Origin of the sequence: Collinsella intestinalis, assembly GCF_902364775.2 — a bacterium.
In the GTDB taxonomy this organism is placed as follows: Bacteria; Actinomycetota; Coriobacteriia; order Coriobacteriales; family Coriobacteriaceae; genus Collinsella.
Window position 1 is genome coordinate 37,476 of record NZ_CABJEU020000001.1, and the last position, 18,575, is coordinate 56,050.

At 59.7% G+C, this 18,575-nt stretch carries 17 protein-coding genes; 14 read left to right on the forward strand and 3 right to left on the reverse strand.

Annotation, left to right across the window (positions count from 1 at the left end; genetic code table 11):
* Positions 1-229: 229 nt before the first annotated feature.
* The 9 genes from rpmH (at position 230) to FY258_RS00200 (ending at position 6,026) form a co-directional block, all read left to right on the forward strand.
* Positions 230-373 (forward strand): 50S ribosomal protein L34, encoded by a 144-nt coding sequence (gene rpmH, locus FY258_RS00160; protein ID WP_039910401.1) that lies wholly within the window; start codon positions 230-232, stop codon positions 371-373.
* Between the two features lie 6 nt (positions 374-379).
* The gene (rnpA, locus tag FY258_RS00165) at positions 380-742 is read left to right on the forward strand and encodes a ribonuclease P protein component (protein ID WP_118102327.1); all 363 of its coding nucleotides are present in this window, start codon (positions 380-382) and stop codon (positions 740-742) included.
* Positions 720-947, forward strand: a complete 228-nt coding sequence (yidD, locus tag FY258_RS00170) for a membrane protein insertion efficiency factor YidD (RefSeq protein ID WP_118102328.1) — start codon at positions 720-722, stop codon at positions 945-947. The genes rnpA and yidD overlap by 23 nt, the downstream gene beginning before the upstream one ends.
* 30 nt (positions 948-977) lie before the next feature.
* Positions 978-1,757 carry a YidC/Oxa1 family membrane protein insertase gene (locus FY258_RS00175; protein ID WP_039910400.1) on the forward strand — a complete coding sequence of 260 codons (780 nt, stop codon included), beginning with the start codon at positions 978-980 and terminating at the stop codon, positions 1,755-1,757.
* 50 nt (positions 1,758-1,807) lie between these two features.
* Positions 1,808-2,380, forward strand: coding sequence for a Jag family protein (locus FY258_RS00180; RefSeq protein ID WP_118102329.1), 573 nt, complete (start codon positions 1,808-1,810; stop codon positions 2,378-2,380).
* Between the two features lie 99 nt (positions 2,381-2,479).
* Positions 2,480-3,253, forward strand: coding sequence for a 16S rRNA (guanine(527)-N(7))-methyltransferase RsmG (gene rsmG, locus FY258_RS00185; protein WP_118102330.1), 774 nt, complete (start codon positions 2,480-2,482; stop codon positions 3,251-3,253).
* Positions 3,254-4,102: 849 nt separating this feature from the next.
* Positions 4,103-4,903 (forward strand): ParA family protein, encoded by an 801-nt coding sequence (locus FY258_RS00190; RefSeq protein WP_006723484.1) that lies wholly within the window; start codon positions 4,103-4,105, stop codon positions 4,901-4,903.
* A 43-nt stretch (positions 4,904-4,946) separates the two neighbouring features.
* Positions 4,947-5,759, forward strand: a complete 813-nt coding sequence (locus tag FY258_RS00195) for a ParB/RepB/Spo0J family partition protein (RefSeq protein ID WP_118103899.1) — start codon at positions 4,947-4,949, stop codon at positions 5,757-5,759.
* 15 nt (positions 5,760-5,774) lie between these two features.
* Positions 5,775-6,026 (forward strand): hypothetical protein, encoded by a 252-nt coding sequence (locus FY258_RS00200; RefSeq protein WP_118102332.1) that lies wholly within the window; start codon positions 5,775-5,777, stop codon positions 6,024-6,026.
* Between the two features lie 188 nt (positions 6,027-6,214).
* Here the strand turns inward: FY258_RS00200 and rlmN are convergent, their stop codons facing one another.
* Positions 6,215-7,261 carry a dual-specificity RNA methyltransferase RlmN gene (rlmN, locus tag FY258_RS00205; RefSeq protein WP_118102333.1) on the reverse strand — a complete coding sequence of 349 codons (1,047 nt, stop codon included), beginning with the start codon at positions 7,259-7,261 and terminating at the stop codon, positions 6,215-6,217.
* A gap of 159 nt (positions 7,262-7,420) precedes the next feature.
* On the opposite strand from rlmN, the gene FY258_RS00210 reads away from it, so the two are divergent.
* The 3 genes from FY258_RS00210 to FY258_RS00220 all read left to right on the forward strand — a co-directional run bounded on the left by FY258_RS00210 (position 7,421) and on the right by FY258_RS00220 (position 12,774).
* A complete protein-coding gene (locus FY258_RS00210; RefSeq protein ID WP_118102334.1) occupies positions 7,421-8,380 on the forward strand; it encodes a D-alanine--D-alanine ligase family protein in 960 nt (319 codons plus the stop codon).
* Entirely contained in the window at positions 8,377-11,310 is a 2,934-nt protein-coding gene (locus tag FY258_RS00215) for a helicase C-terminal domain-containing protein (protein WP_118102335.1), read from the forward strand. The genes FY258_RS00210 and FY258_RS00215 overlap by 4 nt, the downstream gene beginning before the upstream one ends.
* A 75-nt stretch (positions 11,311-11,385) precedes the next feature.
* Entirely contained in the window at positions 11,386-12,774 is a 1,389-nt protein-coding gene (locus FY258_RS00220) for an IS3 family transposase (RefSeq protein WP_118102336.1), read from the forward strand.
* 59 nt (positions 12,775-12,833) lie between these two features.
* Here the strand turns inward: FY258_RS00220 and FY258_RS00225 are convergent, their stop codons facing one another.
* Positions 12,834-13,775, reverse strand: a complete 942-nt coding sequence (locus FY258_RS00225) for a WYL domain-containing protein (RefSeq protein WP_118102337.1) — start codon at positions 13,773-13,775, stop codon at positions 12,834-12,836.
* Positions 13,768-14,742, reverse strand: a complete 975-nt coding sequence (locus FY258_RS00230; RefSeq protein ID WP_259324370.1) for a helix-turn-helix transcriptional regulator — start codon at positions 14,740-14,742, stop codon at positions 13,768-13,770. The genes FY258_RS00225 and FY258_RS00230 overlap by 8 nt, the downstream gene beginning before the upstream one ends.
* Positions 14,743-15,062: 320 nt before the next feature.
* Here FY258_RS00230 and FY258_RS00235 point away from each other — a divergent pair, with 320 nt between their 5' ends.
* Both FY258_RS00235 and FY258_RS00240 read left to right on the forward strand, forming a co-directional pair.
* Positions 15,063-18,026, forward strand: coding sequence for a M28 family peptidase (locus FY258_RS00235; RefSeq protein ID WP_118102338.1), 2,964 nt, complete (start codon positions 15,063-15,065; stop codon positions 18,024-18,026).
* Between the two features lie 23 nt (positions 18,027-18,049).
* Positions 18,050-18,256 (forward strand): hypothetical protein, encoded by a 207-nt coding sequence (locus FY258_RS00240; protein WP_118102339.1) that lies wholly within the window; start codon positions 18,050-18,052, stop codon positions 18,254-18,256.
* Positions 18,257-18,575: the final 319 nt, after the last annotated feature.

Genomic DNA, 18,575 nt, shown 5'->3' on the forward strand with positions numbered 1-18,575 from the left:
AAGTTATCAACAGACCAAGAACAACCTGTGTAAAAGTCGATGAAAAAGTCTGAAAGGATGGGCGGATGGCGAGAGGCGCTGTGAAAAGCACGTCAGACTCCTCAGTAAACTATGCGCATTTCATGGTTCTGAGATTGACATTCGCGCACCGTATTCCCTACAATCTCCTAGCTCACGCGTATTTTTTCGAGTAGTCGAGTAGTCAAAACGCACCAGGAGGATGTTTACCATGAAGCGTACCTACCAGCCGAACAAGCGCAAGCGCGCCAAGACCCACGGTTTCCGCGCCCGTATGGCCACCAAGGCCGGCCGCGCCGTGCTCGCACGTCGTCGCGCCAAGGGCCGCAAGCGTCTCACGGTGAGCGACAACTAAGCTCTCATGCAGACCATCAAGTCCCATCAGGACTTCGAGCGGGTGTTCACTCAGGGGAAGCGCTTAAATCATCCTCTGATTCGCATGGTTATATGTGATTGTGTCAGCGAAGGCGATCCGGCGAGGGTCGCCTTCGCTGCTGCCAAACGGCTGGGAAATGCCGTTGTGCGCAATCGGAGCAAGCGCGTGCTGCGTGAGGCGGCGCGCGCCTGCTGCTTACCGGTCGAGGGTCGCGAGATCATCTTGTTCGCCACCCCGCGTACGCGCACGGCGTCTCCCGAGGATATGCAGGCTGCATTGAAGTCGCTGCTCCGCCGCGCGCACGTGAACACGTCCGGGCTTAAGGATGGTTGTGAAGGGCGTGTTTAAGCGCGTCGCCATCGCTGCCATCCGCTGGTACCAGCGGTGCATCTCGCCCCTTTTGCCCGATGCGTGTATATACATACCCACCTGTTCACAGTATGCTGTTGAGGCAATACAGGCATATGGCGTGGTCAAAGGCTGCTGGCTCGGGCTGCGGCGCATTTTGCGCTGCGTTCCCACTCATGCTGGCGGCTATGATCCCGTGCCATAACTATCAAATTCTACGGTAAGGATTATTCGTATGTGGGACTGGATTGTTCAGATTCTCTTCCAGGCGCTCGAGCTCATTCAGCGCTTTGCAGGCGACTGGGGCCTGTCGATCATCATCCTGGTGGTGATCATTCGCCTGCTGCTGACCCCGATGATGCTCAAGTCCATCAAGTCGACCGCCCGCATGCAGGTCCTACAGCCCAAGCTTCTCGAGATTCAGGAGCGTTACGCTGCCGATCCGCAGCGTCAGGCCGAGGAGTTGCAGAAGTTCTACTCTGAGAACAAGTTCAACCCCTTTGGCGGCTGCCTGCCCCTGTTGATTCAGATGCCCATCCTGGTCGCGCTGTTCAACCTTTTGCGCGACCTTGGTCATTATTTCCCGGACGCGGCTGAGAAGGGCTTCTCCTTCTTCAACATCCTGCCGAACCTCGTCACTTCGCCTGCCCAGGCCTTTGCCGACGGTTTCGGTGCAGCGCTGCCGTACCTCATCGCGCTGATTCTGTTCGGCGTCCTGACCTTCATTCCCCAGATGTACATGACCCGCAACCAGACGGGCGCTCAGGTGCAGAGCACCAAGATGATGATGGTTGTCATGACTGTCATGATGCTCGTTATGGGTTGGGGTATGCCCGCCGGCGTTCTGCTGTACTACGACGTTTCTTCCGCCTGGCAGGTCGTTCAGCAGATCTTTGTGACCCAGAAGGTCATCGACAAGGCCAAGGCCGAGGAAGAGGCCCGCATGGTCAACGCCCCGATCGAGGTTGACGTTGTCCGTCACGAGCACAAGAAGCGCCCGCACAAGAAGCGCTAGTCACACACCTGGTATATATACCAATTAGGTACCTAACGATGGAGTTGGACATGTCTGAAGAGCTTATTGAAGAGATTCCGGCTGAGGAGTCCGTAGAGGAGATCGCCGGGGAGTATCCCGAGATCGCTCGTCGCTATAAGGCTGGCGAGGAGCTGACTGACGAGGAGCTCGACACTATTGCCGACGTGGCCATCTCCATTGTGCGCGACCTGCTTGGATTCTTCGATGCTGCCAACTCTCCCATCGATGAGTATGAGGGCGACGAGGGCGAGCTGATTCTGGACATCACCGCTCCCGACTTGGCTGTTCTTATTGGTCGCCATGGCCGTACGCTCGAGTCCCTTCAGACGATCGTCTCTCTCCTGGTGAGCCGTAAGCTTGGTTTCCGTTATCCGGTTTCCATTGATGTCGAGGGTTACAAGAGCCGCCGTCATGACAAGGTTGTTAGCATGGCACACTCTGCAGCTTCCCGCGCCGTTGCGCAGGGCCGCACCGTGAACCTTCCGCCTATGTCTGCATATGAACGTCGTCTGGTTCACATCGCTCTGCGTGACGATGACCGCATCGACACGCACTCTGAGGGCACTGACCCTGAGCGTCGCGTTGTGATTACCGTTCGCTAAGGTGCTCATATACACCTGACAGCAAGGGGCGCTTATGCGCCCCTTTTTTGACTCAACTTCACGTTCCGTGGTTTTCAGTCATTGATTGGATTGATACATATGGCTAATGAAACGTCCCGAACCATTACTCTGCGTCCGTTTGACGAGTCCGTCGATGAGATCGCCGCTCTTGTCACCGAGGTTGTCGGCCTTGCCTCTGAGCTCGACATCGAACTTGATTCTGAGACTGCCGAGCGCTGTGTGCAGCACCTTCTATATGTGAACCAGGTTAACCAGGTCATGAACCTTACTCGCATCAAGGATATTCATGACGCCCTGATTCTGCATATTGTCGATTCTCTTGCTCTGTATCGTGACCTTCCTATTGACCCTGAGCATTTCCTTGATATGGGAACTGGCGCTGGATTCCCCGGCATCCCCTTTGCTCTTTATACTGGATGTTCTGGTGTTCTGCTTGACTCTGTTGGCAAGAAGATTGATGCCGTGAATGCCTTTATTGACGCTTTGGGTATAGAAGATGTTGAGGGCATTCACGATCGCTGTGAATCGTATGCGATGAAGATGCGCGGCCGGTTTGACACTGTGTTTGCCCGCGCTGTTGGTCAGATGTCTATGATCATCGAGTACGGTACGCCGTTCCTTGAGGATGATGGATATCTGGTCGTTGCAAAGGCAAACCCTGAGGCCTCTGAGTTGAAGCTTGCCGAGAAGACTGCTGCCATTTGCGGTTTGGAGCTTGTTGGCTGTGATGAATTCGACTTGCCTCGCGGACTTGGCCATCGCTCTGTATTCCTCTATCAGAAGGTCTCTGAACCTCGGATAAAGTTGCCTCGTGCGGTTGGTCTCGCCAAGAAGCAGCCGCTGGCTTCCTAGTGCGTTATCTATCCATTTGGCGTTGCTCTAGGGCCGGACGTTTCACGTGAAACCTCCGGCCATTGTTTTATGCTGGCAGTGCTATTTTTCAAACAGACCGGCAGTTGCCTAATTGCAAGCTGGTGGATATGCATCGTTGTACTCGCGATTGGATTCATGTTTCAATTTATGATGTGTGGTTACGTGCAAGTGTGGCCGTGTGTCGCACATTGATCGACTCTTTATGAGTCAAAATCACGTATTATCTGGCAGGGTATCAGCTGTTTAGTTATCAATCGGCCTATTCGCTTATCATTACGATTTGGATGTCGAAACAATCTGTTCTTGATGGCATCTGAATCAACGAGTGCAAAGAACCGCGGTCATTCTTTGTGATTGGCGAAATCTTACAACTGAGACAACTGCGCCGAGTTTTCCAATATCAGGCTTGGGCTAATGGACAAGCGAAGTTAGCGTGTAGAAGATGCCAATCTGATCGTCACGTCCCCACAAGATGTCAAGCTGACTGTCGTAATGAAATACTTTCAAATTTGCTAACAGCGTTTTCGAACATTTGACGGCTTCAATCAGGTGTATGGGGTCCATTTGGATGACATTTGCGCGCTGCGTAAGTTGATTGATGGAGTTGTTAGTACCCACGCCGTCTCTATCAGCTCTAAAATGCAATCGATCGTATTATTGCCATTGTTAATATCGGGCTATTAAGCCGGTTTTGTTTTCATCATATAAAGTAGAGCTTGAATACTGGTTTCACGTGAAACATAATGGAATACAACCTTAGGTTTCACGTGAAACTTCACCTACTAGAGACCTGAAATGCAGAACAAACAGAAGAAAACAGGAGGTAATGTGGGATTTCGCGACGTAAAGCGCTCGAAAAGCGCGAAACCTCTTCATACCATTGCAATTATCAATCAGAAGGGCGGCGTGGGTAAGTCGACCACGACTGTCAATCTGGCTGCTGCACTTGGCAAGCAAGGCCGCAAGGTCCTTATTGTTGACTTTGACCCGCAGGGAAACAGCACGAGCGGCATTGGCGTTGATAAAGAGGGGCTGTCTCAGTGCATCTATGACGCATTGCTTCATGATGTTCCCGCTGAGAACTTGATTCACGATACCGTGAGTGAGCGTGTATTTATTATTCCTGCAACCATCCAACTCGCAGGTGCTGAAATCGAGCTTGTGTCCGCGATGGCGCGTGAGACTCGACTGAAGGATCTCCTCGAACCGGTTAAAGATGAGTTTGACTTCATCTTTATCGACTGCCCGCCGTCGCTCGGCCTTCTTACCATCAACGCTCTCGCTGCAGCGGACAGCGTTTTGATCCCGATTCAATGCGAGTACTATGCGCTTGAAGGTGTTACCAAGCTGCTTGAGTCCATGCGCATGGTTAAGGGCCGCATTAATAAGGATCTGGATACGTATGGCGTCTTGATGACGATGTATGATTCGCGAACGTCGCTCTCAAACCAGGTTGTTGAAGAAGTTCAGAACTACTTTGGTGACATAGCGTTTAAGACTTGCATTCCTCGTTCCGTAAAGGTCTCTGAGGCCCCTTCGTATGGAATGCCCGTGATTGAGTATGCGCCTTCAAACAAGGGGGCTCGTGCGTATATGGATCTAGCGAAGGAAGTGATTCGCCGTGCCTAGCCCGAAGAAGAAGCCGGCTCTTGGCCGTGGTCTTGGTTCTTTGATGGGTGAAGCCCAGTCTGAGACTGGTTATACCGCCGCTGAGACACAGATGTCGATTGAGGATATTTTCCCGAACCCGAATCAGCCACGTACGCACTTCAATGAGTCGGAGCTGGAAGAGCTGAGCGAGTCCATTCGTGAAAATGGTGTTCTTCAGCCCCTGCTTGTTCGCAAAAATGGAAACAAGTACGAGATCATCGCCGGTGAGCGACGGTATCAGGCGTCAAAGATTGCTGGACTTGATAAGGTTCCGGTTATTGTCAAAGACGTCGATGATCAGAAGATGCTCGAGATTGCTCTCATTGAGAATCTTCAGCGTTCAGATCTGAATCCGATCGAAGAAGCCAAGGGTTATCGTCAGCTGATCAAAGCCAGTGGGATGACGCAGGAGGCTTTGTCGAAGGCAGTGTCAAAGTCTCGATCTGCCATCACGAATTCTCTGAGGCTCCTCGATCTGCCAGAGGCTGTTCAGCAGATGATGTATGAGGGGAAGTTAACTGCCGGCCATGCCCGCGCGATTCTTGCCGTCCCGTTTGAAGATGCTCGGATCAAGTTGGCTGAGAAGGTCGTAGTGGAGGGTTTGTCGGTTCGAGCGACTGAGAACCTTGCTCCACTGTTTTCTGTCGGAGATGCGCCTCGTGCGCCTCGTCCTGTGACTCCGCAGTCGTACAAGAAGGCTGCACGCGTCTTGCGCCAGGTGTTTAACACGAACGTGAAGGTCCGTTCGACTCGTGGCAAGAACAAAATTGAAATCGAGTTTAAAGACGAGGACGATCTGCAGCGTATTCTCGCCTCTATAGTTGAGTCTGAGTAAGGTGGGGCGATTGTTGTGAAACGCTCTCATCAGGCATTAATCTTTGCGACCTCGATAGTTGCCGGTTTGGGAATGGGATTGTATCTCGTTAATAAAACTGAGCTGGGATCAGTTATTAAGGGGAAGCTTGAGCAACTCAATCCGATTTCGCGTGATGCGATGCAAGCTATGAGTGAAGAGGTTGCAATGCGAACAGCCCAAGCCACTCATAATCCGAAGATCAATCAGGCTTGGGTAGAGCGACAGTGGGAGGAAGTAGGATACTAAGGTACCTAAATAAGATTCCATGCCACGTGTATGAGTCCATGGATTTGACCGGACTTCACATGCAGTACTTCGTCATGAAAAAGACCACCCAAAACATGGGTGGTCTTTTTCATACCTGAATGACTGGTGAGAGTGGAAGGCAAATCTCACGGTTTCACATGAAACGGTGTGATTGATCTTGCCCTTCCCTATCGAGCGCGGAAGCGGCGTTGCTTGAGCTGGCCGCACGCTGCATCGATGTCGCCGCCACGGGAGTTGCGGATGGTTGTCTCGACGCCGTGCATGGTCAGACGACGCTGGAGCGCCTCGACCTTCTCGATCGGCGACGGGCGGAACGGGCTGTCGGGAATGTCGTTCAGCTGGATAAGATTCACATGGCATAGCGTGCCGGCGCAGAAGTCGACAAGGGCCTGCATCTCAGGGTTGGTGTCGTTGATGCCGTCGATCATTGCGAATTCGTATGTCGGGCGACGCCCGGTCTTCTCGACGTACTCCTGAATGGCCTCATGCAGGCGCAGAAGGGTGAATTTCTTAACGCCGGGCATAAGCTGGTTGCGCGTGGTCTGGATTGCGGAGTGGAGTGAAATAGCGAGCGTGAACTGCTCCGGCAGCTCGGCAAAACGACGGATACCGGGGATGACGCCGCAGGTAGAGACCGTGAGGTGACGTGCACCGATCGCGAGCCCCTCGGGGTCGTTCAGCATGCGAAGTGCCTCAACGGTGTTGTCGAAATTCGCGAAGGGCTCACCCTGTCCCATGAAGACGACACTCGTCACGCGCTCGCCGAAGTCACGAGAGACGTGGAGGACCTGGTCGACCATCTCTTGAGCGGTGAGCGAGCGGGAGAGACCTGCGAGCCCAGTGGCGCAGAAGGCGCAGCCCATGGCGCATCCAGCCTGCGAGGAGATGCAGACGGCAAGCTTGTTGCGATTGGGCATGCCAACCGTCTCAACAGAGACGCCGTCGGAGAATTCAAGCAGGTACTTACGGGAGCCGTCCTTGGAGACCTGCTTAACAAGCTCGGTAGGGACCTTAAAAGCGAAGGTTTCGGTGAGAGATTGCCGCAGGCCGGCGGGCAGGTTGGTCATCTCGTCAAACGAACAGACGTTCTTCTCGTGAACCCACTCGTAAAGCTGCTTGGCGCGAAACGCGGGCTGCCTCAGCTCCTTCATGAGCTCCTTGAGGTCATCGAGATCGAATTGACGAATATCGCGCGAACGGTTGGTACGTTCCATTTGTCGCCTTTCGGGTGATGGGGTGATCGGCCCCCAGGTGCATAGTTACCCTATACAATAGGGTATTGTCGTGCTCTTCATAGCGAAGCGCACGGTTATTGCGTGAAATAGACACCTCGCGTCGCAGGTCGCGTGGGGAAAACGGTGAAAGGCGGCGACATGGCTGGCAAAGAGCGTCATGAGATGAAGGTGGCGGTTCTGGCAGGCGGCATCTCGGATGAGCGGGAGATCTCGCTTGCGTCGGGCAAGAACGCCGCTGCCGCCCTCACTGAGGCTGGCTACGGTACGGTTGAAATGGTCGACCCTGGCGAGCAGGGCTTCCTCTCTCGTTTGGAAAACGGCAATTACGACGTCGCTTTTATCGCCTTGCACGGCTTTGGCGGCGAGGACGGCATGCCCCAGCACATCCTGGAGTTCCTCGGCATCCCCTACACCGGGTCAAACTCCCTGGCAAGCGGTATCGCAATGGACAAAGACCTGTCCAAGCTGCTGTATCGTCGCGCAGGTCTGCCCGTTGCGCCGAGCGTCACCTTAACCCGCGCCGATATGCCGTCAATTGACGAGATCGTCGAGATCGTGGGCCCCCAGAGCTTCGTCAAGCCGGTTGTGAACGGCTCGAGCTATGGCATCTCCCTGGTGAAGGACCCCTCGGAGCTCGCTGCCGCCATCGAGCTTGCTTTTGAGCACGGCGACAAGGTCATGGTCGAGCATCGCGTCTTTGGTGTTGAGTGTTCCGTCGCCGCGTTGGGCGATGGTGAGACCCTGCGCGCGCTTCCCGTGGTGGAGATCATGATGCCGCAGCAGTCGGAGTTCTACGACCTCGAGGTTAAGTACGCCGACCCCACCGACATCCATCGTATTCCGGCTCAATTGCCCGAAGATGTGTACGCCCAGGTCCAGGACATTGCCTGCCGTGCGCACGAGGCGCTTGGCCTGTTCGGCATCTCTCGCACCGACGTTATCGTGACCGAGGACGGCCCGATTATTCTCGAGACGAACAACATTCCCGGCATGACATCCGAGTCCCTCGTTCCCGATGAGGCTCGTCACGCCGGCATCGCCTTCAGCGACCTGTGCGCCGAGCTGGTCGAGCTGGCCCTCGAGCGAGCCGCTCGATGAGCGTCGCCGCGGCGGCTACGCCGCTCGAGATGGCTGCCGCGGTATTGCCCGGCACGCCGGCGGCGATTGTGGAGCGTTATGCGACACTCGCCCAGCGCGCTGAAACGCGTTCGTTTGGCCTGATTGAGGACGACGTCATCGTGCTTGACACGGAGACCACGGGATTGTCGCACCGCGATAGCGAGTTGATCGAAATCGCGGCCGCCCGTTTGCGCGGCCGCGAGATTGTGGATCGCTTCGACACCTTCGTGAAGCCGAGTGGGTTGATACCCGAGGAGATCACCAAGCTGACGAGCATCACGAATGCCGATGTGGCACATGCGCCCTCGGCAATTGACGCTGTGGCGTCCCTGGCGGAGTTCGTTGGCGGGTGTCCCGTGGTTGCGCACAACGCGGCATTCGACCGCGGGTTCATCGAGCAGGTTCCAGGTGGAGCCGATGTTTCCGATATCTGGATCGACTCGCTCGCACTCTCCCGCATCGCGCTGCCGCGTCTGGCATCGCATAAGCTCGCCGTCATGGCTGAGCTCTTTGGCTGCGAGAGCGTGTCACATCGCGCAAATGCCGATGTTGAGGCACTGTGCGGCGTGTGGCGCATTCTGCTGTGCGGGCTGGCCGACCTTCCCGCCGGCCTTATGCGCCGCTTGGCGGATATGCATCCGGACGTTCCGTGGTCGTACCGTCCGATTTTCAGCTTCTTGGCCGCTGAGGAACCCGATGCGGTGTTCTCCCTTGTCGATTCTCGATACGAGCTTCTCAAGGATTACGAGGAAGCGGAGATCGGCTCCGCGGCCCGCGTGGATGCAGACGAGCTCGTTGGCGTTTCGGTCCCCTCGCGCGAGGAGATTGAGGAGCGCTTTGCGCCTGGCGGCCTGGTCAACAGAATGTATCCCGAATACGAGCCGCGCTCAGAGCAGGTGCAGATGGCCGTCGAAGTGCGCGATGCGCTCGCCACCTCAACGCACCGCGTGATCGAGGCCGGTACCGGTGTTGGCAAGTCGATCGCCTACCTCGTGCCTATGGCGGAGCTCGCCCGAAGGAATAAGGTGACCGTCGGTATTGCGACGAAGTCGAACAACCTCGCCGACCAGCTGATTTACCACGAGCTCCCGCGTTTGGCTCGTGAGATGGACGGCGGCCTCACCTATTGCGCCCTTAAGGGCTACGATCACTATCCTTGCCTGCGCAAGCTCGACCGCCTTGCCCGCGCCCAGGAAATCAAGACCAACCGCGACCCGGCGGACACCCTGACCGCCATCGCCGTTCTGTATGCGTTTGCCTGCCAGTCTCCCACGGGGGACCTTGATGGGCTGGGTATTCGCTGGCGCAGCGTGAACAAGGCCGACCTCACCACGTCTTCCCGTGAGTGCGCGCGCCGCCTGTGCCCGTTCTACCCGGATAAATGCATGGTCCACGGCTCGCGCCGTCGTGCAGCTCGTGTCGATGTGGTTGTGACGAATCACTCCCTGCTCTTCCGCAACGTTGCCGCTGAGGGCAAGATATTGCCTCCCATTCGTCACTGGGTGGTTGATGAGGCACATTCCATCGAGTCGGAAGCGCGTCGTCAATGGGCCATCAAAGTGTCTGCCGACGAGAGCCGTGCGGTGTTTGAGCGTCTGGGAGGCGATCGCGCCGGGGCACTTGGCAAGATCGCCCGTGACCTGGCGCTGAGCGACGCGGCAACACTGTTCATGGGCCTCACTGTGAAGGCGTCCTCTAGTACGCAGCGCGCCTCTCTTGCCATGGCCGAGCTGTTCGACGCGGTGCGCGAGCTCGCCCGCGCCGCTCGGTCCGAGGGCGGCTACGACAACGCGAACATGTGGATTGGCAATGACTTGCGCGATTCCATGGTGTGGGCCGGGTTTGAGGAGGTGGGTCGCACCGCGCTCGACGCCCTGGATGAGGCGACCAAGAACCTGGCGTCGCTCGTGGAGACCGTGGCCGAGGAGAAGCCCGACCTGGTGACCGATGTCGCGGACGGGCAGCGTCGCATGCGCGAGCTTCGCGATGGCCTTAGGCTCATCCTCGATGGGGCGGACGACCACTACGTATATTCTTGCCAGGTCAATCGTCGTCTCAAGGCGGGCGGCGAATGTCTGACCGCCGAGCGACTTGATGTGGGCGAGGCTCTTGCGGAGGAGTGGTTGCCGGAGGTTCACACCGCGATTTTTGCCTCCGCGACCATGACGGTTTCGGACAGCTTCGATCATTTCCAACACGCCGTGGGTCTGGACCGTATTTTGTCGTCGAGCTCTCGTTCCGTCCATCTCGATTCGAGTTACGACTTCGAGCGCAACATGGCGGTTGTGGTGGCATCGGATATGCCCGACCCGCGCAGCCGCGACGCGTACCTCTCGGCGCTCGAAACCTTGCTCGTCGATGTTCACATCGCCATGGGCGGTAGCACGCTCACGCTGTTCACCAACCGACGCGACATGGAGGAACTGTACGACCGCGTAGAGCCCCGGCTCGCGCAGCGTGGTCTAGCGCTCGACTGCCAGCGCCGCACGACCTCCGCAAAGATTCTGCGCGACCGCTTCCTCTCGAATGAGAAGAGCTCGCTGTTTGCGTTGAAGGCGTTTTGGGAGGGGTTTGATGCGGCCGGCGACACGCTGCGCTGCGTTGTTATTCCCAAGCTTCCATTCGCCAGCCCGAGTGACCCGCTCTCATGCGAGCGCGGTGCCCGCGAGGATCGCGCATGGGCGCGTTACTCATTGCCGGAGGCGGTGCTCGAGGTGAAGCAGGCTGCCGGCCGTCTTATTCGCACGTCGACAGACGCCGGCGTGCTGGTGCTGGCCGATTCGCGTCTGGTGAGCAAGGGGTACGGAAAGAAGTTCCTGAATTCCCTGCCCGCCCCGCATCAGCGGATCGAGGTGCGTCAGGTCGGCAGGTATCTGGAGATGTGGCGCGAGAGCCATGAGCGTCGCTAAAGAGCGCGGCGCATTGGGAATTGCGTAATAAATGGGGCGCCCATGTGAACTGCCTCCCATTTCTTGGACTGGAAAATGAAAGTCCTGGAGATGGGAGGCTTTTCCATGACGGTCTACGACAGGTCCGTGAGGGAGGCGGCCTGCGGGCTCTTCGACCGCGGGGCCGGCTACAAGTCGGCGGCGCGTCGACTGGGCGTCCCGCCCAAAGCCGTGAGAAAATGGCAGCAGACGTACCGAGCCGTTGGAAGGGACGGTCTGCTGGCCATGGGCAAGACGAAGAGGTCGTACGACCACGAGACCAAGGTCGCCGCGGCGCGCGCGGTGGTCGACGGCGGGATGGCGAGGGCGGAGGCGATGGCGCGCTTCGGCGTCGTCAGCTCGAGCCCGCTCGACGCCTGGTGCCGCCTCTACCGCGAGGGCGGCGCGGAGGCGCTCCGGCCCAAGCCGAAGGGCAGGCCGAGGGGCTCGGTCGCGAAGGCCGCGCCGGCGACCCGCGAGCAGGAGCTCGAGCGCGAGGTCCGCAGGCTCGAGGCGCAGGTGGCGTACCTAAAAAAAATCGATAGCCCTGAAGGCGGAGCTCGGCTTGCCGCTCGGGACCGGGCGGCGGCCGTAGCCGCGCTTTCGGGGCGCTTCACCCTGGCCGACCTGCTGGCGGCGGCGTCGCTGCCCGGGTCGACCTACTACTACGCGCTGTCGCACCCCAAGGGGCCCACCAGGCCCGAACTGCGCCCCAGGGCCGCCGAGATCTTCGGCAGGCTCCCCAACGGGGTCGGCCACAGGCAGATAGCGATGGAGCTGAGGGCCGTCGACGGCGAGCGGATAGCCGACAAGACGGTCCTCAAGATGATGCGCGAGATGGGGCTCAGGTGCGGGATCCGCCGCGAGACCGACTGCCACAGGTACAGCTCCTACAGGGGCGTCGTCGGCGAGACCTTCGAGAACGTGCTCGGCCGCGACTTCGCGGCGGACGGCCCCTGGCGGAAGATGGGCACCGACGTCACGGAGTTCAGGTGCTCGTTCGGGAAGGCGTACCTCGCGCCGGCCTACGACTTCGGGAGCCGAGAGATCGTGGCGTGGTCGATCTCGAAGAGGCCGGACATGGAGCAGCAGAGGGAGATGCTCGACGGGCTCGCGAAGGCCATGCCGGAGGGCGCGGAGCCCGTCATGCAGATGGACATGGGCTGGCAGTACCAGCACCGGGCCTTCACCGGGAGGCTCCGGGGGCTCGGCGTCGCCCAGAGCATGTCCCGCAAGGGCAACTGCCTCGACAACGCCTGCACGGAGGGCCTGTTCGGCCACATGAAGGACGAGTTCTTCCGCGGGCGCGACTGGGACGACTTCGAGGAGTTCAAGCGCGACCTCGAGGCCTACATCCACCACTGGAACCACGTGAGGCGCCAGGTCAGGTTGAAGGGCCTGACCCCGGTGGAGTTCCGGGAGCGGGCCCTCCGGGGCGCCGCCTAGCAGTTACTATTAAACGCGTCCAAGTTTTGGGGCGCAGTTCACATGAGCGCCCCATTTGCTTATAGCAGTGATTTCGCCCACGTTCTGAAGTCGTTTTTCAGGCTCTCGGGCCCTTCGATGACGATGGCTCCCGCCGCGGCCGCGATTTGTGAGAAAAGCCAGGGCACGGACGTGTAGCTGATGTGGACCAGTACGCTGCCGTCCTCTTGCTCGTCCGCGGTGTCTCGGTGGATGCCCTCCCAATCACGAGATGCGAGCTCGCCGCTGTTCACGAAGTGCAAGGTCGCGTCTGCACCATGGGCGCGCAGGCTCTCTGCGGCAGAATACGGGGAGAAATCGTGGCGCTCAACGGAATCGTCGGTGAGCTCGGCATGCGCGATGCGATCGAGGCGGTAACTGCGCTGGGCGTCCTTCTCGACGTTCCAGGCCACGAGATACGCGGCGTCGCCGGAAACCTCGATGAGCTTGGGGTCGACCAGGCGCGTGTTCGGACCGCATTCGTCGCCGGCGCGGTAGGAGATGGCGAGACGCGCGCCGATGGCGATGGCCTCAGATATAACGGGGTAGAAACCGCCGAGCAGCCGGTCGCCACCCATGGTTTTGTCGACCGTGGTCTCGTCGTCCGTCTCGGGATCGGCACACAGTGCCGTCTCGACGCGCCCGCGCACGTCGTCGCCGATGCTGCAGGTCGTGAGCACGCGGCGCAGGGCCAGCGACTCCGCCGGGGTGAGCCGCACGGGGTCCAGACGGCCTGCGTCGCCCGAGAGGGTTATCGCCCCATCCTGGTAGTCGAGGGCTATATGCGATCCGCTACGTTCATCGGCAACGCCTTGCAGCAGTTCGACAACCTCATTTGTCTGCTCGAGGGAAATGGATGCGTCGCGCGCGAATGACGCGGCGTCGACGCTGGCGTTTGAGGCAGTCGTCAGGCGCTCCATGAGATTGAGCGCGGTCTGCATCAGGTCTTCGGATGAGAGGGCGCGCTTGTTGACGCTACTCATGTGCGCTCACCGCCTTTTCAATGTGGTCGCGAACCAGCCCGACGAGCTCGCTGGGGCCCTGCGCCCGCATGCCCAGGTTGGCGTGCTCGAGGGTGAAGGATGCCGCGGCGTCGAGGTCTCGCACCGCGATCCCCCAGGTCCATGCGTCGTCGCTTTGTGCCAGTTCGCCCCTGCCCTGGGTGATGAGCGCGAGTTCCTCCCCCGCGATCCCCGCAGGGAACGTGAAGGTGCAGGGCCTCGGGGTCGCTCGAGAGAAGTCGAACGGTAGGAATTGGTGACCCGTGACATCGAATTCGGCGGGGATTGCATAGGAAGCGCGCGTGTCGGGGGCGTGCTTCGCGGAGAGGATGCGGTCAGTGCGGAAGGTGCGCAGGTCCTCGGCATCGTGGTCGAATCCGACAAGGTAGGAGTGCGTTCCATGCGTGAACATGCCGTAGGTCTCCACCATGCGCTTCTTCTCGATGCCGCGAGCGTCGCGATAGGTGAACTCGACGGGCTTGAGTCGGTCGAACGCGTTCCAGATGGATTTCAGGTCGGTCCTGCCTTCAGCCGCCCGCTCGGGTGACGACGGGTCTCTACCAGCGAGTTCGCACAGCTTGGTGCGCGCCGTCTGCAGCGGCCATAGGGTCGGGTCGTCCGCATGGAGTTCGAAGATCTGGTCGATGGCGCAGACGATCTCCTCGGCGTTATAGGGTGAGAGAACTCCTTGGGTGGCATGTGTTCGCTCGCGGTCGATCGCCCAAGCGCTTTCCTCGTTTACCGCGATGCCGCCCGCAGACCGTGGCAGGACCTCGCGGATGTGAACCCCGTGCTCGGCGAGGGTCTCTCGGTCGCGTCTAAACGCCTTACAACGGCTGTCGCGCGTCGCCGATTTTTTTCCAAGGTATCCGATTTCGGGGTCATCGACGATCTCGCTCGTCGTGAGCGGGCGCGGGGAGACGTGCAATGAGAATAGGAGGTTGAGCATCCTGCGCGCGCCCTCGACCCGCCTGGACGGCTTCGGCATGTCAGGATGTGTTTCGCTTGTGTGCGCGGTTGTGCTGTGCACGGCGGTACTTCCCTTTCAGCTTGATACTGCTTTGGGCACAATTATGTATCCACCCACCCATTTTAGTGCAAGACAAATGGCCGGCAGCTGGTGTGGAGGGTCCGCGACGCGCCCGTTCGAGAGGCCTTGCCAAGCCAAAATTCGGCAGGTAGGGCGCAAGTAAGGGTATACTTGCGACTATACATGCGCGTTGTCCTTACAGCGCGTTTGCACGCATACGAGTTCGATGTGGAGTCCACATGGCGAATACGAAGAAATACCTGAGCCACCTGCTTCAGAACACCGGTATCACCCCTGCTTGCAGCGAGGAGGAGCGCGCCGCCGCGGATGTGATCGCGAAGATCTTTTCCGACCATGGTTTCGCGCCCGAGGTACAGGAGTTCAGCGCGAGCGGTTCGGCGAAGGTCGTCCAGGCCGGCCTCGGCATCGCGGTGTTCGTCGGCGCCGTGCTCGCCGGCATCGGCGGGCCTGCCGGCATTGTGGGCCTGCTGCTCGCTGTCGCCGCTGCGGTTCTCTTCGTCCTCGAGCGCTCCGGTCGCCCTGTTCTTTCCAACCTCGGTTCCGGCGGTCTGAGCCAGAACGTCATCGCCTACCACAAGGCCACGGGCCCGCTCGCATCTCCCCGCAACCGTCCGGTGGTCGTCGTGGCGCACTACGACTCTCCGCGCGCCGACCTGCTGAGCTCCGAGCCCTTCGCCGCGTACCGTCCGCTCATCGTGAAGCTCCTTCCCGCTTGCATGATCGCTCCCGCTATCTTTGCCATCGTGCGCATGCTTCCGCTGCCCGATCCGGCAAAGGTCGTCCTGTGGGTGCTCGCCATCGTGGCCGCCCTGATTCCGCTTGCGAACGGCATCGCCATCATCGCCAATCGCTTCTTCCTGCCCTACACCACGGGCGCCGTGTGCAACAAGTCCTCCGTCGCGGCCATGTTCGGCGTCATGGACGCCGTCGCCCCGTACGAGATGGGCGAGGAGTTCCCTTCCGATCAGCCGGCCGACGAGTACTTTGCCGAGCAGCAGCGCATCCTCGAAGAGGCCATCGCCGCTGCAGAGGCCGCTGCCGCTGCCCAGGCTTCCTATCCGCATGAGATGGAGGAGGGCGCCGAGGATGAGCTGATCGTCGAAGGCGCGGAGGTCGAGCAGACCGAGCAGCCCGAGGGTGAGGACGCCGCCGAGGCGGTCGATTTTGGCTCTACGTCCACAATGGACGCCGCCGAGCTCGAGGCCGGGATGACGGCTGTCAACCTGGCCGAGGCCGATCCCGCCGACGAAGACGTGGATGTCGAGGGGATTGTCGTCGAGGAGGAGCCCGTCGAGCAGGGGACGGCGGTCTTCGAGATCGTCGAGCCCGACCACACTGCCGTCGTGAATGTCGAAAGCGCCGAGGAGGCTCCTGTCGACGAGCCCGCCGCCGAGCAGGTCGTGGCAAATGAGCTCCCCGAAGACGAGATGGGCCAGGTCGAGCTCGATTTGGACGTCGCTGCTGAGGATGAGCCGCCGTTCCGTGTGAACTCCGAGGGCAACATCCGTTTCGGTGCCGATGTCATTCGCGCCCTGGGGATGATGCCCGAGTCCTGCTCCTTCGTGTATGAGAGCGATGCCCCGGCTGCCTCCGTCGTGGTCCCGGCTCCTGAATTCACCGAGCATGAGCCCATCGAGGCTGAAGAGGCGGCGCCCGTCGTAATCGAGGAAGTCGCGGAAGAGCTCATCGACGACGTCGAGGAGGCGTTTGTCGAGGAGGACGTTTTCGAGTCCGCCGATGAGGTTGAGGACGATGCCGCTTTCGCCGAGGCGTTCGCGCCCGTCGAGGAAGATGACTATATCCTCGAGGCCGAGTATGAGGTCATCGAGGAGGAGCCCGCCGCGGAGAATGCTGAGGCTGAGTCCGAGCCCGAGGTTGAGGTTGACCAGTCCGAGGTCGAGCAGCCTGAGGCTGAGGACGATGGCTCCCAGAGTGACTCCGTCGATCCCGGTGTCGACATGGAGGATGCTGCTGACCCCGATGCCGCTTCCGCTTCCGATGGCGACGCTTCTGCAATCGAAGATACCTTTGTCGCCCCCTCCCCGAACGGCTCGGCCGAGAAGGCTCCTGCCGACGGCGCGACGCAGATGTTCGCCATGCCCGCGGAGGAGGGCTCGGTCGACCTTTCCGGTACCGTCGCCATGCCCGCGCAGCCGGTCGAGACGGTCGACTCGCTTATGGCCGAGGTCAACCGTGCCGTCCCCGCCCGTCCCCAGCGTGTGATCAACGTCCCCAGCACTGCATCGGCGCCCAAGCCCCGCACGCCCGAGACCGCCAACCGCGCATCCCTGTTCGACCTTCCCGATCCGTCGGCGACCCCGGTGGATCCTTTCGCCGCTCCCATGGCCGCTCCCGCTCCCGCCGCTCCTTCTGTGACGGCCCCCGTTCTCGACGAGCAGGCCGCTGAGGCCCGCAGCGCGTTCACGGTTATCAGCTCCCCCGCTCCGCTCGAGCAGGGCTACGCTCCCGAGGGCGCATTCGAGACCATCAGTGCTCCGGCTCCCGAGCCCGAGAAGCCGCGCCGAGGCCTGTCCCGTCTTTTCGGTCGCAAAAAGAAGGACGAGGACAGCATGAGTGACTGGCTCGGTGTTGACGATTCCTTCGACGCCAAGCGTAGCGGTCATGATATCGGCTCTTGGGACAACTTCGACGACGATGACTGGAAGGGCGGCGCCGCCCCGTTCGGCGATGCGTCTGAGGATGAGCTGCGCGAGGCCATTGCGGACATGGGTGACGACGAGCTGCTCGGTCACGACATCTGGTTCGTCGCGACCGGCGCTTCCGAAAACGGGAACGCCGGCATGCAGGCCTTCCTTGATGCCCATCGCGATAAGCTTCGCGGCGTGTTCCTCATCAACCTCGAGAGCGTCGGTGCCGGTCAGGTTGCGATGCTCTCCACCGAGGGCGAGGAGCGAGTTCTCAAGGGGGATAAGCGCATCACCAAGCTCGTCCAGCGCGTGAGCTCCGATTTCCATCACGAGTACCCCACGGTCGACATGCCGTATGTCACCACCGATGCTCAGGTTGCAATGAACATGAGTCTCCGCTCGCTGACCATCGGCGGTGTGGAGGGTACCGGCTTCGCCCTTGCTCGCACCGAGGAGGACCAGCCCTATAACGTCGACCTTGAGAACGTCGCCGTCGTGTCTGACGTGGTGACCGAAGTCATCCGTCGTTCGTAACGGTTTATGCCTGAGGGGGACGTGTGATTCAGTTCATCAAGGAGCATTGGGTCCAATATCTCATAGGGGCCACCGTTGCCGTTCTACTCGGTCTGGGTCTCTCGTTCTTCTTGGGCAGCATATGGTCGACGCCCGAGAGCATCCGTGCCGAGCGCGTCGAGGCTGAACAGCAGAAGGGCGAAGAGCTGGGCGAAATCGATTTCGAGACGCGAGCCGCGTCAAGGGACTGACATCGAATCATCGAAGGACGAACCCCGGGGAAACCCCGGGGTTCGTTGCATCGGGGGCCGTTCGCAATTCCTTATCGAGTGGCAAACACAACGAGGGTCCGTTGCCGCCCGCCGCGCCGTGCTTCCGCACATGTCACAAGTGTGAGGACGCGCCGAGCTTCCAGAGCGATGTCGGACACGTTTCCTGTATGTGCGGCAGAGCGGGCCAGCAAATCGGTCAACCAGTTTCGCAGCTCCGAAGGCGAATCGAATTCGAACCGTTGTATGAGGGCGTCGTCTTTGTCGACAACAAGTGAGAGAACCGGTTCGAATACCTCGC

What these genes read in the sequence shown, in the direction of transcription:
- FY258_RS00235 (WP_118102338.1), top strand. Translation starts at nt 15,063, where the DNA reads ATGGCGAATACGAAGAAATACCTGAGCCACCTGCTTCAGAACACCGGT.
- FY258_RS00220 (WP_118102336.1), top strand. Translation starts at nt 11,386, where the DNA reads ATGAAAGTCCTGGAGATGGGAGGCTTTTCCATGACGGTCTACGACAGG.
- FY258_RS00180 (WP_118102329.1), top strand. Translation starts at nt 1,808, where the DNA reads ATGTCTGAAGAGCTTATTGAAGAGATTCCGGCTGAGGAGTCCGTAGAG.
- FY258_RS00225 (WP_118102337.1), bottom strand. Translation starts at nt 13,775, where the DNA reads ATGAGTAGCGTCAACAAGCGCGCCCTCTCATCCGAAGACCTGATGCAG.
- rsmG (WP_118102330.1), top strand. Translation starts at nt 2,480, where the DNA reads ATGGCTAATGAAACGTCCCGAACCATTACTCTGCGTCCGTTTGACGAG.
- FY258_RS00210 (WP_118102334.1), top strand. Translation starts at nt 7,421, where the DNA reads ATGGCTGGCAAAGAGCGTCATGAGATGAAGGTGGCGGTTCTGGCAGGC.
- FY258_RS00230 (WP_259324370.1), bottom strand. Translation starts at nt 14,742, where the DNA reads ATGCTCAACCTCCTATTCTCATTGCACGTCTCCCCGCGCCCGCTCACG.
- rlmN (WP_118102333.1), bottom strand. Translation starts at nt 7,261, where the DNA reads ATGGAACGTACCAACCGTTCGCGCGATATTCGTCAATTCGATCTCGAT.
- rnpA (WP_118102327.1), top strand. Translation starts at nt 380, where the DNA reads ATGCAGACCATCAAGTCCCATCAGGACTTCGAGCGGGTGTTCACTCAG.
- FY258_RS00175 (WP_039910400.1), top strand. Translation starts at nt 978, where the DNA reads ATGTGGGACTGGATTGTTCAGATTCTCTTCCAGGCGCTCGAGCTCATT.
- FY258_RS00195 (WP_118103899.1), top strand. Translation starts at nt 4,947, where the DNA reads ATGGGTGAAGCCCAGTCTGAGACTGGTTATACCGCCGCTGAGACACAG.
- yidD (WP_118102328.1), top strand. Translation starts at nt 720, where the DNA reads ATGGTTGTGAAGGGCGTGTTTAAGCGCGTCGCCATCGCTGCCATCCGC.
- rpmH (WP_039910401.1), top strand. Translation starts at nt 230, where the DNA reads ATGAAGCGTACCTACCAGCCGAACAAGCGCAAGCGCGCCAAGACCCAC.
- FY258_RS00215 (WP_118102335.1), top strand. Translation starts at nt 8,377, where the DNA reads ATGAGCGTCGCCGCGGCGGCTACGCCGCTCGAGATGGCTGCCGCGGTA.